Genomic DNA, 12,587 nt, shown 5'->3' with positions numbered 1-12,587 from the left:
GTCGGTGGGGTGGCGTGAGGCGGGAGTCAAAGGGCGGGGCGCGACGAGGCCGGGACCGACTGGACCGGCTCGGGGGCGGCGACCGGCCGGGGTAGGACGACATCCGGCCGGGGCAGGTCAGCCGGCCGCGCGAGGAGTTCCCTCAGCTCCCCCACCACCGAACTGTCCGTCCCGTCCAGCGCTTCCAGGGCCGACCGCCACTGGCCGTACGCCCCTTCGGTGTCCCCCGCCGAGCGCAGCAGCAGTCCGCGCTGGTGGCGGGCGAGCCCTCCGGTGTACCCGTCGGCGCGGCTGTCGGCACGGCACAACAGCAGGTCGCACTCGGCCGCGGCCCGCGCCCGGAGCCCCGCTCTCCGCAGGGCGCGCACCAGCCCTAGCCGGGTCTGCGCCTCGCCGTGCCAGTCGCCGTGGCTGCCGAGGACACGCAGGCTCTCCTCGAAGTGCGGTACGGCGGCGGCCGGTTCGCCGAGGGTGAGATGGGCGTAGCCGATGTTGCAGTGCGCGGAGTGCCGGATGATCACGTCGTCCAGCGCGTCGCCGATCGCGAGGCTCCGCCTGTGGTGGTCGATGGCGACCCGGGGGTCCGTGTGCTCGTGCAGGTTGCCGAGGTTGCTGTAGGTGATGGCCTCGGTGTGCCGGTCTCCCAGCCGCCGTGAGAGTTCCAGGCTCCGCAGCAGTGCCTCGCCGGACTCGTCGTGCCGGCCGAGCCCCTGGAGGAGCATGCCGCGGTTGTTCAGGCCCCGCCGCACCCACGACAGGACCCCGAGCCGCCGCCAGATCGCCAGCGCCTCGTCGTTCAGGGCGAGTGCACCGCCCGCGCGCCCGGTCATGAAGTGCAGCCCCGCGAGGTCCCCGAGCGCGTACGCCTCGGCGGCCTCGTCCCCGAGCCGCCGCGCGGCGCGCAGCGCGGCCCGCTGGAGCACCTCCGACTCGGCTACCCGGCCGCTGCGTTGGGCGTACGGGTGGAGCAGCCGCACCAGGACGGGGACGTACCGGCAGACCCGCGCGTACCGCTCCACCAGCGCCACCACGTTCTCCAGCTCGAGATCGCCCCAGGCGAACGCCTCCTCGGAGGAGCCGAACGGCGGCGTGGCCTCGACGTCCGCCGCGTGCGAGTCCGGCTGTGACGCGGTCGGCCTGCCGCGGTCCTCGCGGTCTAGGCCGGGTTCGACGATCACCGCGAGGGTGCGCGCGGCGACGGCGGCATACCAGCGCAGGGCGCGTTCGGCCGGGACGGAGACGCCGTCTCCCCCGGTGTCCGCCTCAGGGGCCGGCTCGGTGACCAGCCCGCCGTCCGGTGCTCCCGCGATCTCGCGGGCGAAGTCGCGGACGAGGTCGTGGGGTGCGTAGCGGCCGTACGCCGTCTCCTCCAGGAGGGCTACGTCGACTAGGCGGTCGAGGGCTGCCTCGGCACGGCGTTCGTCGGTGCCGGTCAGCCGGGCGAGGAGGGGCGCCCCGTACGCGGGGAGGTCGAGCGCGCCGATACGGCACAGGGCGAGCGCCGCGTCCCGGTCGGCCTGCCGCTCCGAGACGCGCAGCGCGTCATGGGCGACGCCCAGCGACCTGCGTACGCTCAGGTCGTCGTACTCGAGATGGTGCAACCGCCCTTCTGTGGCGGCCAGTTGACCGGCGAGCGCGTCCGGTGTGAGCGCGCGGCGGGCGGCGAGGCGGGCCGCGACGATTCGGAGGGCGAGCGGAAGTCTGCCGGTGAGTTCGACGAGGCGGTGTCCGCCGTCGAGTCCCTCCTCCCGTCCGGAGATCGCGCGGAGCAACGCCGCGCTGTCCTCGTCCGACAGCGGCGCCAGCGGGAATCGGTGCGCGCCGTCCAGTGCCGTGAGCGGCGAACGGCTCGTCACGATCACCGCGCACCCCGCTCCCGCGGGAAGCAACGGCCGTACCTGCCCGGCGTGCGCCGCGTCGTCGAGCACCAGCAGCGTGCGGGTCGGCGCGAGTATCGACCGGAGTAACGCAGCTGCCGCGTCCGGGTGTTCGGGGATACGGCGCGGCTCGGTACCGAGGTCGCGCAGCAGCGCGGCGAGCGCCTGGGCAGAGGTGAGTGGAGCCATTCCGGGCGTGGCGCCGTGCAGGTTGACGTAGAGCTGCCCGTCGGGAAAGCACTTCCTCGACCTGTGTGCCACGTGCAGTGCCAGCGCGCTCTTGCCCACACCGGCCATACCGCTGATGACGGCGACACCGGGTCCGGTTGCGGCCGTCCGGAGTTCCGCGTCCAGAACCGGCCGCAGCGCCTTCTGCACCTCGTCTCTGCCGGTGAAGTATGCCGGTGCGGGCGGGAGTTGGGCCGGACGGGGTGGGACGTTCTCCGCGAGCCCGGGGACCGGAGAGCTCGGGACCGGCGAGCTCGGCGTCGGCGGGGCAGGCTTCACGGAACGGGGATCCGGGGAGCCGGTCCCCCGATCGTCCGCCCCTGCCGACGGCGCCCCCCGCACCGCCCGCTCCCGAAGGATCTCCAGGTGCGCCGCCCGCACCGCGGCGCCCGGCTCGACGCCGAGCTCCTCGACCAGGCGGGCCCGCAGGTCACGGTGGACGGCCAAGGCCTCGGCACGGCGTCCGGTGCGGTGCAGTACGAGCATGAGCTGCCGGTGGAAGGCCTCACGGAGCGGATGTTCGGTGACGAGGGCGGCCAACTCCGGTGCGAGCCGCTCCAGTCGATCCGCCCCGGCCGCGACCCCGGCCGCACCGGCCGCGACCTCGTGCGCCCCGGCACCCGCGCCCCCGAGGCCCGCGTCACCCCGGGATCCGGCCTCCGCGAGGCCCAACTCAGCCTCGTACCGCCACTCCAGAACAAGCAGCCGCGCCTCCGCGAGCCGCTGGACGAACGCGTACCCGCATCCCTCGGACGGGAGCCCGCTCAGGGGTGTCCCGCGCCAGAGTGCGAGGGCGTTCGCGGACTCGCGCAGCGCGCGCTCCCAGTCGCGTCCGGCGTGCGCGGCGCGGGCCGCCGTGACGTGGTCCTCGAAGACACGGACGTCCAACTCGCCCTCGCCGACGCGCAGTACGTATCCCGGCTGGACGGCACGCAGCCGTTCCGGATCGTCGAGGAGGCGCCGCAGCCGTGTCACATGGTTCTGGAGCGAGGCCTGTGCGGAGGCCGGCGGCGACCCGGCCCACAGGGCGTCCTTGAGCGCGTCGACGGAGACGACCCGGCCCGGTTCGAGCAGCAGCGCGACCAGCAGGGCACGCATCTTGCCGCCGCCGGCCGACCGGACCTCGCCGTCGGCGTCGTACAGAACCGGTGGCCCCAGCAGCCCGAACCGCAGTCCACGCCGCAGTCCGTCCCGCATGAAGCCGCCCACTGCCCTTCCGCGCGAGCAGCCCGTGCCGCGCACCAACCCGACCGCGCCCACGGCGACTTGCACCGACCGGCACGCGGCTCCCCGTGGAACCGTTGGCGGTTATGTTAGCGATCTGTTGGCGTGGCCTGATGTGATCACAACATCGGATCTGGCCCGACGGTGCGCGCGTAGGACGCGTAACTCGGGGGAGTGTCGCCGCCGTGGCCGGATCCGGGGACGCGAGAGGCCCCGGTCGCCCCAGGTGAGCGACCGGGGCCCCCGTCTGTAGTGACAGTCGGATCACTCCGTGGGCTGACCGGGGCGCACCCCCACGGGAAGCGTGCGGGAGCGGATGCGTGACGGCCGACGCGGCGGAGGCCGTGACCCGAGGGTTCGGGTCACGGCCTCCGCCGTGTCCGCTACACGCCGGCCGACACCCGGTCGGCCGGTGCCTCCGGGGCCTCGCTCAGGCCCACCTTGGTGTGCAGCCGGCGCAGACCGGCCGGCGCGTACCAGGCGCTGCGGCCCAGCAGTCGCATCGCCGCCGGCACCAGCACTCCGCGTACGGCGACCGCGTCGATCAGGATCGCCAGCCCGCTGCCCAGTCCGAACATCTGGATGAAGCTGACCTTGCTGGTGGCGAAGGCGAAGAAGCTCACGGCCAGCAGCCCGGCCGCCATGGTGACGATCCGTCCGGTACCCGCGAGACCCCGGGTCACGGCCTCCTCGGGACCGGCGCCCCCGTCATGCAGCTCCTTGATCCGGCTGGTCACGAACACCTCGTAGTCCATGGACAGACCGAAGGCGATGCAGAACATCAGTACCGTCGTGCCGGCCTCCATGGGCTGCGGCGTGAAGTCGAGCAGCCCGCTGAGGTTTCCGTCCTGGAAGATCCACACCATGGCGCCCATGGCGGCCATCAGGCTGACCCCGTTGAGGACCAGGGCGCGCAGCGGCTGCACCACACTGCCGGTGAACAGGAACAGCAGGACGAAGGTGCTGACCACGATCCAGCCGATGGCCAGCGGCAGCCGGTCGCCGATCGACTGCTTGGAGTCCACCAGCCGCGCGTCGTTGCCACCGACCAGGGCCTTGGCACCGGACGGCGCGTCGACGGCCCGGATCTCGCCGACCAGGTCCTGTGCGGCGTCCGAGGCCGGAGTGAACTCGTGGAGCACGGTCAGCCGCTGCGCGTCCGGGTTGCCGAGCGCCTCGGCGCCGGGTCCGGGCCGCGCGGACTGCCGGCCGCCGGTGTAGCTGCCGGAGCTCGCGTCGACCCGCACCACACCGTCGAGCCGGGACAGTTGGGTGGCGTAGCCGCCGAGCGCGTCCGGGGTCACCGAGCGGGTGGTGATGATCTGTACGGCCGCCGCGTCGTTGGCCGCGAAGTCGGTCCGCAGCGCGGTCGAGACCTGCCGGCTCTCGGCGTCCTCCGGGAGCACCCGCTCGTCCGGGATGCCGAAACTGACGCCGAGGAGCGGACTCGCGGCCAGCAGCAGCACGGCGAGCACGGGCAGGGCGGTCAGACCGGGCCTGCGCATCACGGTGCCGGCGATCCGCCCCCACAGCGGGGAGTCCGTGCGGCCGGCCGCCCTGGTGCCGGGGACCCGGCCCTTGTTGACGCGGTGACCGAGTACGGCGAGCAGTGCGGGGATCACCAGCAGCGAGCTGATGGACGCGATCGCCACCACCCCGATCCCGGCGTAGGCGAAGGAGCGCAGCGCGAACAGCGGGAAGACGAGCAGCGCGCCCAGCGCGGCGATGACCGTCGCGGAGGAGAAGGCGATGGTGCGCCCGGCGGTGGTGACCGTGTGCCGGATGGCGTCGGGCACGTCGTCGCCGTGGACCAGTTGCTCACGGAACCGGGAGACGAGCAGCAGACCGTAGTCGATGCCGAGCCCGAGACCGAGCGCGGTGGTGAGGTTGACCGAGAGGACCGAGACGTCGGTGACGCTGCCCAGCAGATACAGCTCGGCGAGCGTGCCGACGATCGCGATGACACCGATGACCAGCGGCAGCAGGGCCGCCACCAGGCTCCCGAAGGCGATCACCAGCAGGATCAGGGTGACCGGTATCGCGATGGCCTCGGCGAGCGCGAGGTCCTCGGCGACCTGCGTGGAGAGGCCGCTGTTCACCGCGGCGCCGCCGCCGGCCCGGACCGAGACGCCGTCCTTGTCACCGGTGTACTCGTCGAGCAGCGCCTCGGTGTTCGGGCCCTCGTCCCGGTCGCCGCCCTTGACATGGGCAAGGACCAGTGCCTTTTCGCCGTCCTTGGACTTCAGGCCCTCGCCGCCACGGTCCCAGTACGACAGCACGCCGGAGACGGTTCCCTCGTTCCGCAGGCTCTCGGTGAGCTCCCGGCCGCGCTGCGCCGCCGCGGTCGTGTCGGGGCCGCCCTGCTCGGCTTCGACCAGCAGGACCAGGTTCGCGTCACCGCCGAACTTCTCGTCGATCAGTTTCTCGGCCCGGCTGGACGGCGCGCCCGGATCATCGAACCCGCCTCCGCTGAGCTTGCCGAAGGCACCGATGCCGAGGGCGGCCATGGCGACGAGCAGGAGCGTGGAGACGATGAGCAGCGGCCGGGCACGACGCACGGCGAGCTCGGCGATTCGCAACAGCATGGATTCACCCTTCGGAGAGGCCGGAGCTGCCACTTCTCGACTGCGGCACCGGTGAGCCTCCAAGCTCGCACCGGCGCCCGCGCGCTCGCGTCGGTGAACATCGCCTAGGTGGCGAAGGGCGTTGCCACGTAGGCGTTCTCCGCGGTCGCGAGGACGTACGTCCCGACGTCACCCTGGGTGCGGCACACCGCCGACGGCGCGGGCTCGGCAGTTCGGCTCCCTCGACGGCGAGGGCTCGCCTAACGTACGAGGTATGCGGACGTCTGTTCCCCCCACTGCTCAACTCGTCGGCAGAACCGCTCAACTCGTCGGCAGGCAGGACGAAATCGGGCGCATCGACGAGCTGACCGGCGCCGCGCGCGAGGGCCGGGGCGGGGCGCTGGTCCTGCGGGGCGAGGCCGGCATCGGCAAGAGCGCACTGCTTGAACGCGCCCGGCAGGCCGCGGCCGGGTTCCGGGTCGTCCAGGTGTGCGGCTCGCAGTACGAGACGGAGTTGCCGTTCGCCGCCCTGCACCAGCTGTGTGTGCCGGTCCTTGGACAACTCGGCGAACTGCCCGCCCCGCACCGCGAGTCGCTGCGGATCGCGTTCGGACTGGCCACCGGCGCCCCGGACGCGTTCCGCATCGGCCTGGCGACGCTCGAGCTGCTGGCGTCCGCGGCCCGTGAGCGCCCGCTGTTGTGCGTGGTCGACGACGCCCAGTGGCTGGACGCGGCTTCGGCGAAGGCGCTGGCCTTCCTCGCCCGACGCATCGGCGCCGAACCCGTCGCCATGGTGTTCGGAGTACGACTGCCCAGTGCCGCCGGCGAACTGGACGATCTGCCGGGCCTGTTCGTCGACGGCCTGCGCGACACCGACGCACGCGCGTTGCTGGCGACCCGGAGCCATGTGACGCTCGACGAACAGGTGCGTGACCGGATCATGGCCGAGGCGCGCGGCAACCCGTTGGCGCTGCTCGAACTGCCCAGGGCCGGTGGCTTCGCCCCGCCGGACGCGTCCTCGGTGCCGACCCGGATCGAGCGCAGCTTCCAGGCCAGGCTGGCCGAAGCGCCGCCCGGGGCACGGCTGTTGCTGACCATCGCGAGCGCCGACCCGACCGGCGACCCCGGGTTGCTGTGGCCCGCCGCGCGGCGACTGGACCTCGACGTGACGACGGCAGGCGCGGCCGCGACCGCCACCGGCCTCGTCGAGTTCTCCACCCGCGTCCGCTTCTGCCACCCGCTGGCCCGGTCGGCCGTCTACCGGGCGGCGGAGGCGAGTCAACGCCGTACGGCCCACGGGGTGTTGGCCGAGGTCACCGACCCGGTCATCGACCCGGACCGGCGGGCCTGGCATCGCGCCCAGGCCGGCACAGGACCCGACGACGACGTCGCCGCCGAGCTGGAGCGTTCGGCGTCCCGGGCCCAGTCGCGCGGGGGCGTGGTGGCCGCGGCGGCCTTCATCGAACGCGCGGCGGCCCTGTCGCTGGACACCGGCCGGCGGATCGAGCGAACGCTCGCGGCGGTGCGCGCCAAGCTCGACGCGGGCGCCACCGACACCGCGGCGGAACTTCTCACCACCGTCGAGAACGCCGCCCTGGACGAGCTCCAGCACGCCCGAGTCGATCTGCTGCGGGGCCAGATCGCCTTCGTACGGCACAACGACGGCAACGGCCCGATGTTCATGCTGCGGGCCGCCCAGCGTCTGTCGGCACTTGACCCGGAGTGGTCACGGGAGTGCTTCCTGGACGCGCTCGAGATGAGCCTGGTCGTCGGCCGGGCGCACGGTGTGATGGACATGGTCCTGGCCGCGGCCGGTCGCCAAGTGAGCCCGTACGTGAGCGCGTTGCCCCTGCCTGATCCGGGGCCCGCCGCTCCGGCGCCGCGCCCGCCGGACATCCTGGACGCGCTGACCCTGCTGGCTTCCGACGGACACCGGGCGGCGGTTCCCTCGATACGGGCCGCGCTCGACGGCGGCGACGCCCCGATGTGGACCCGGCGGCCGGCGCTCGCCTCGATCCTCGCGTGCGAACTGTGGGACCCGCACACCCACTCGGCGGTCGCCGAGTGGCTGATGAAGACGGGCCGGGAGTCGGGTTCCCCGCTGGTACTGCGCCTCGGCCTCGCCCAGGTGGCGTCCAGCGCCACGTTCAGGGGCGACTTCGGGCAAGCGACGTCGGCGATCGCCGAGGAGGAGGCGATCGCCGACGCGGTGGGCGGGCCCCCGGTCTGGTACCACCGGCTCCACCTGGCCGCGATGCGCGGCCGTCGCCAGGAGGCCTCCGAGCTGTTCGAGGCGGCTGCCGAGGCGGCGACGGCGCGCGGCGCGGGGCAGTTGATCGCCAACGTCCACTGGTCAACGGCCGTGCTGAACAACGGGCTTGCCGACTACCCGGCCGCACTGGCCGCGGCCCGCCGGGCCACCGCGCACGGCGACCTCTTCCTCACCGGGATCTCCCTGCCCGAACTGGTCGAGGCGGCCGTCCGCTGCGGCGAGCGCGACACCGCCGCCACCGCCCTGGAATCACTGACCGAACGCACCGAGGCCGGCGGCACCACCTCGGGCCTCGGCATCGCCGCGTACGCGCGAGGCCTGGTGACCGGGGACGAGGAGCACTACCGGGAAGCCATCGAGCACCTCGACAAGAGCCCCCTGCTCCCCTACCGGGCCAGAGCCCATCTCCTCTACGGCGAATGGCTGCGGCGCGAGGGCCGCAGGCGGGACTGCCGGCTGCACCTGCGCACCGCCCACGAACTGCTCTCCGACGCGGGCCTCGAGGCGTTCGCCCAGCGAGCCGCCGACGAACTGCGCGCCACCGGCGAGAAGGCCCGCAGCCGCACCGGGCACACCTACGACCAACTCACCCCGCAGGAGCTCTACATAGCCCGGCTGGTCGCCACCGGCGCGACGTCCAACGAGGTCGCCGCCCGCCTCTTCCTCAGCCCTCGCACCATCGACGCCCACCTGCGCAACATCTTCCGCAAACTCGGCATCACTTCACGCAGGCAGCTTCGGGATCGGGCGGATCTGGGGGTCTGAGGGGGCGGAGGGGGCGCTCCGGCCGCGACTCGATCCTTCGTCCGCCGTACGTCCCCTGCGGAGCAACTCTTCCCGGACGCTGCCTCGTTATGGCAATGCGTGCGCCCACGTCCACGTCGGTGGGTCGCGGCGTACGGCGTACGAGCCAGTGCCACCACATCCCGGAGCCAGTTGTCATGATCGAGCCCCCACGGCCGAAGAGTCCGGCCCCCGCATGCCGGACAGAGCCGACATCGCACACACGACGCCGCCCCGAACTCGCCGCGTTCCTCACCGGCCTCACGGCCACGCTCGCCCTCTTCGCCTTCTTCCCCGGCCTGCCCCACGTCATCGACTGGGGCGCGACTCTCGCTTCCCTCACCGTCGGCGGACTCACTCAGTGGAGCTACCGGTCCTGGATCACGAGAACCCAGTCCTGAGGCGTCCACAGAGCCGTGACACCCCGTGATGCACCGTTCAGACGCCTCTCTCCACCGGCTGTCCGCCGAAGGGGCCGCCCTGGTCGGGCCGCGGGTTCAGCAGGGGCTGCGCCAGCGGCCCAGGGCGAGCCGTTTGCTCATCGAGTCGAGGCGGAGGCGCTTGGCGAGCGGGCAGAACGTGCGCTTGGGCACGCTGTACTCCACGTGGAAGACGGCCTTGTCCGCCTTGATGAAGGGACTCAGCGAGGAGCATTCGTCGAACTCCGCGCACTGCTCGTTGACCGCGAAGTCGAAGTCACGGACCAGGTCGGGGATCTGTTCCAGGTCGTTCTTGAGGCCGACCGCCATGCCCCGTTCGTGTGCGAGGGCCGCGATCATGCGGTTGTAGGCGAGCTGGTGGGCGGCGGTCAGCGGAAAGCCGGTGTCGTTGGTGTAGCCGTCCAGGAGGTCGGGTTCTACGGCGTCGAAGCCCTTCTCACGGCACATGTCGAGACGTGCGGCCATGATGGGGCGGAGCAGCGAGCGGCGCCGGATGTCGAGCCAGCGCTCGCCGCTCCAGCCGTCGGAGCGGCCGAGGACGGAGGCGGGGAAGGCGCTGCGGTCGGGGCGGAAGTCCTCCCAGGCACCGGCGTTGATGTAGCAGATGACCTTGCGGCCGCTCTCGTGGAGGCGTCGCACGACGGCGGCGCTGTTCTCGAAACCGTCGATGTCGTAGACGGGGACGGCCACGCTGGTGTCGACGCGGCCACTGAGCTGCCACTGCCAGGCCGTGCCGGGGCGCGGTTGCCAGCGCGCTCCCGACGGGCGATCGTCGGGAGCGCGGTCCGGGACGTTGACGCACCCGGCGAGCAGCCCCGCGAGCGCTCCCGTGAACAGCAGGTACGCGGCTGACAGCGGGAGTGGCCGGCGGGTTGCGGACCTCACGTGGTTCCCCTCCTCACGGCGGAGGGCAGGGCGGCCCAGGGGTTCGCACCCTCGCCCGGTACCGCGCAGTGGACGTCGGCTCGACGCGTACGTGCGGTAACGGCGGCGAGGTCGCACAGGCCGTCGGGGACGCCGTGGATGAGATGACAGAAGCGGGTCGGCGGGTGCGCCTCCGTCCAGGCGGGCACGGCTGAGGTGAGGTAGGTCTGCCAGTCCCCTTCGAAGGTGACCAGCAGATCGGCGACGGAGGCGTAGCCGGGATCAGGGTGGATTCCCGGGTTGAGCACGACGGTGCCGGCGCCGTGGTCGCGGGCCTCGTCGGCCAGCGCGCGGTAGTACGGCAGCATGCCGACTTCGGCGCCGGCCTGATCGAAAAAGACACCGTCGGTTCCGTACCAGCTGATGTGGTGGCGCAGTTCGTGCAGCACCGTCCGGTGGGGACGGGTGCCGTAGGCGGAGTCGAGGTATCCGAGCACGCGTACGCCCGCCGCACGCAGAGCCCCGGCGGCGGCGGCGAAGGCCGGGTCGCGGGTCGCGCCGGGGCCGTCGGCGACGTTGAGGACGACTCCGTACAGCAGCGACGGGACCCGCGTCAGGGCCTGCCACGCCGCAGGGTCCACAGCGGGGTGGACGTACAGCGGAACAAGCAGTCGGCCCTGTGTCATGCCGACAGCGGGGTCGGGGACGGGCCGGTGCGCGAGGTCCACAGGTCGGCGAGCGAGGTGGCGAGGGTACGTTCGGGCTGCCAGCCCAGAGCGGTGGCGGCGGCCGTGATGTCCGCCTGCTGCCAGGAGATGGCTGACGAGCGCTGGGAACCGGTGCCGTTCTCGGCGATCCGGCCGTGGAATCCGCTGATCCGGGCCAGGCCTTCCGCGACCTCGCGGACCCGGGTGGCTCTGCCGCCGGCGATGTTGAGGATGCGGGGCAGCGGGCCGGGCGCGGTGACGGCGAGGGCGGCGGCATGGGCCACGTCCCGTGCGTCGACGAAGTCGCGGTACGCGGAGAGGTCACCGACCCGCACCGCGCCGTCCGGCCCGGCGCGCAGGAGTTCGTCGGCGAGCCGCCCGGGCAGGCTGGTGCCGGGCGAGCCAGGCCCGAGGGGGTTGAACACCCGTAGGACGACGGCGTCCAGCGCGGCCTCGGCGACGGTCAGCGAACCCGCCAGTTTGGTGGCCCCGTACGCGCCCTGCGGACAGGTGGCGGAGTCCTCGCCGAGCGGCTGCCCGGCGGTCGTCCCGTACTCCCCGGCGGATCCGAGATGGACCAGGCGTACCGGGATGCCGGCCGCGGTCAACGCCTCGCACAGCACGGCGGGCCCTCGGGCGTTGGTCTCCGCCAGCAGAAGCGGGCCGCCCCCGACGGCGCCTGCGCAGTTGACGACGGCGTCCGGTGCCAGCGCGTGCAGGTCGGCGGCGAGAGCGGGCACGGTGGCGGTGGTGAGGTCGACCCGCAGGTCGGCGCCCGGGGAGCGGCCGGCGCGGAGCACCCGCACGCCCGACAGGGCGCGCAGGTGCTCCGTGATGTGCCGGCCCAGGAACCCGGTGGAGCCCAGGACAAGGATGCGCATGGGTCAGGCCCCCCTCAGCAGCAGGTCGCGGTGGGTGGTGAACTCGGCGTTGGCCCGGTCGTAGTCGTCCGGGCGGCCGATGTCCAGCCAGTAGCCGTCGAACTCGTGGGCGGCCGGAGGCTTGCCGTCGCGGAGCAGGTCGAGGACGAGTTCGTCGAAGCCGAGCGGCAGACCGGGGGTGTAGCCGTCCAGGGTGGACCGGGAGAGGCCGTAGACGCCCATGGACACCCGGTAGTCCAGGGTCGGCTTCTCGGTGAAGCCGACAACCTGCTTGCTGTCGGTGGTGAGCACGCCGAAGTCGATCCTGACCTCGCGGCAGTACGTGGCGATGGTCAGCGGCGCGTCGGACGCCTCGTGACTGCGCAGTACGGCGCCGAAGTCGAGGTCGGTGAGGATGTCGCCGTTCATGACGAGGAAGTGTTCGGGCAGCCGGTCGAGCATGGTCAGCAGCGGGCCCATGGTGCCCAGTGGGCTGTCCTCGGTGGTGTAGCCGACGCGCAGGCCCCACTGGGAGCCGTTGCCGACGTAGGCCCGGATGATGTGGCCGAGGTGCCCGATGGCGATGGTGCAGGTGGTGAAGCCGGCATTGGCGAGCTGCCGCATCACGATCTCCAGGATCGCGTGCTGGTCGCCGATGGGGACGAGCGGCTTGGGCAGCGCGGTCGTGTACGGGCGCAGCCGGACACCCTTGCCTCCGGCCAGAATGACTGCGTGCATGGCGGACTCCGTTGTCGGTCGGTCGGTGGT

Annotated in this window: 8 protein-coding genes; 2 read left to right on the top strand and 6 right to left on the bottom strand. The window is 72.7% G+C overall.

The genetic code is table 11. The features are described from left to right. Window positions 1-26: 26 nt before the first annotated feature. Window positions 27-3,302: a BTAD domain-containing putative transcriptional regulator gene (locus ACIBLC_RS23445; protein WP_399213187.1), complete on the bottom strand. Its 3,276-nt coding sequence runs from the start codon at window positions 3,300-3,302 to the stop codon at window positions 27-29. Between the two features lie 410 nt (window positions 3,303-3,712). Further along, complete coding sequence (locus ACIBLC_RS23440; RefSeq protein ID WP_399213089.1) at window positions 3,713-5,914, bottom strand: MMPL family transporter; 2,202 nt, start codon at window positions 5,912-5,914, stop codon at window positions 3,713-3,715. A 253-nt stretch (window positions 5,915-6,167) separates the two neighbouring features. Here ACIBLC_RS23440 and ACIBLC_RS23435 point away from each other — a divergent pair, with 253 nt between their 5' ends. After that, complete coding sequence (locus tag ACIBLC_RS23435; protein WP_399213088.1) at window positions 6,168-8,930, top strand: AAA family ATPase; 2,763 nt, start codon at window positions 6,168-6,170, stop codon at window positions 8,928-8,930. Window positions 8,931-9,106: 176 nt separating this feature from the next. Beyond that, window positions 9,107-9,349, top strand: a complete 243-nt coding sequence (locus tag ACIBLC_RS23430; protein WP_399213087.1) for a hypothetical protein — start codon at window positions 9,107-9,109, stop codon at window positions 9,347-9,349. A 96-nt stretch (window positions 9,350-9,445) separates the two neighbouring features. Here the strand turns inward: ACIBLC_RS23430 and ACIBLC_RS23425 are convergent, their stop codons facing one another. The 4 genes from ACIBLC_RS23425 to ACIBLC_RS23410 are packed head-to-tail and all read right to left on the bottom strand — an operon-like array spanning window position 9,446 to window position 12,557. After that, window positions 9,446-10,273, bottom strand: a complete 828-nt coding sequence (locus ACIBLC_RS23425) for an endo alpha-1,4 polygalactosaminidase (protein WP_399213086.1) — start codon at window positions 10,271-10,273, stop codon at window positions 9,446-9,448. Beyond that, window positions 10,270-10,938 (bottom strand): spherulation-specific family 4 protein, encoded by a 669-nt coding sequence (locus ACIBLC_RS23420; RefSeq protein ID WP_399213085.1) that lies wholly within the window; start codon window positions 10,936-10,938, stop codon window positions 10,270-10,272. Before ACIBLC_RS23420 ends, ACIBLC_RS23425 begins: the two co-directional genes overlap by 4 nt. Beyond that, a complete protein-coding gene (locus ACIBLC_RS23415) occupies window positions 10,935-11,840 on the bottom strand; it encodes an NAD-dependent epimerase/dehydratase family protein (protein ID WP_399213084.1) in 906 nt (301 codons plus the stop codon). Before ACIBLC_RS23415 ends, ACIBLC_RS23420 begins: the two co-directional genes overlap by 4 nt. A gap of 3 nt (window positions 11,841-11,843) precedes the next feature. Next, a complete protein-coding gene (locus ACIBLC_RS23410) occupies window positions 11,844-12,557 on the bottom strand; it encodes an NDP-sugar synthase (RefSeq protein WP_399213082.1) in 714 nt (237 codons plus the stop codon). Window positions 12,558-12,587: the final 30 nt, after the last annotated feature.

This window comes from Streptomyces sp. NPDC050535 (genome assembly GCF_044457665.1).
Lineage (GTDB): Bacteria > Actinomycetota > Actinomycetes > Streptomycetales > Streptomycetaceae > Streptomyces.
The sequence above is the reverse complement of the archived record's forward strand: the minus strand, read 5'-3'. Positions and strand labels throughout refer to the sequence as shown.

Excerpts from the sequence above, each read along its gene's own strand:
- ACIBLC_RS23420 (WP_399213085.1), bottom strand. The coding sequence starts at position 10,938 with ATGACACAGGGCCGACTGCTTGTTCCGCTGTACGTCCACCCCGCTGTG.
- ACIBLC_RS23430 (WP_399213087.1), top strand. The coding sequence starts at position 9,107 with ATGATCGAGCCCCCACGGCCGAAGAGTCCGGCCCCCGCATGCCGGACA.
- ACIBLC_RS23435 (WP_399213088.1), top strand. The coding sequence starts at position 6,168 with ATGCGGACGTCTGTTCCCCCCACTGCTCAACTCGTCGGCAGAACCGCT.
- ACIBLC_RS23445 (WP_399213187.1), bottom strand. The coding sequence starts at position 3,302 with ATGCGGGACGGACTGCGGCGTGGACTGCGGTTCGGGCTGCTGGGGCCA.
- ACIBLC_RS23415 (WP_399213084.1), bottom strand. The coding sequence starts at position 11,840 with ATGCGCATCCTTGTCCTGGGCTCCACCGGGTTCCTGGGCCGGCACATC.
- ACIBLC_RS23410 (WP_399213082.1), bottom strand. The coding sequence starts at position 12,557 with ATGCACGCAGTCATTCTGGCCGGAGGCAAGGGTGTCCGGCTGCGCCCG.
- ACIBLC_RS23440 (WP_399213089.1), bottom strand. The coding sequence starts at position 5,914 with ATGCTGTTGCGAATCGCCGAGCTCGCCGTGCGTCGTGCCCGGCCGCTG.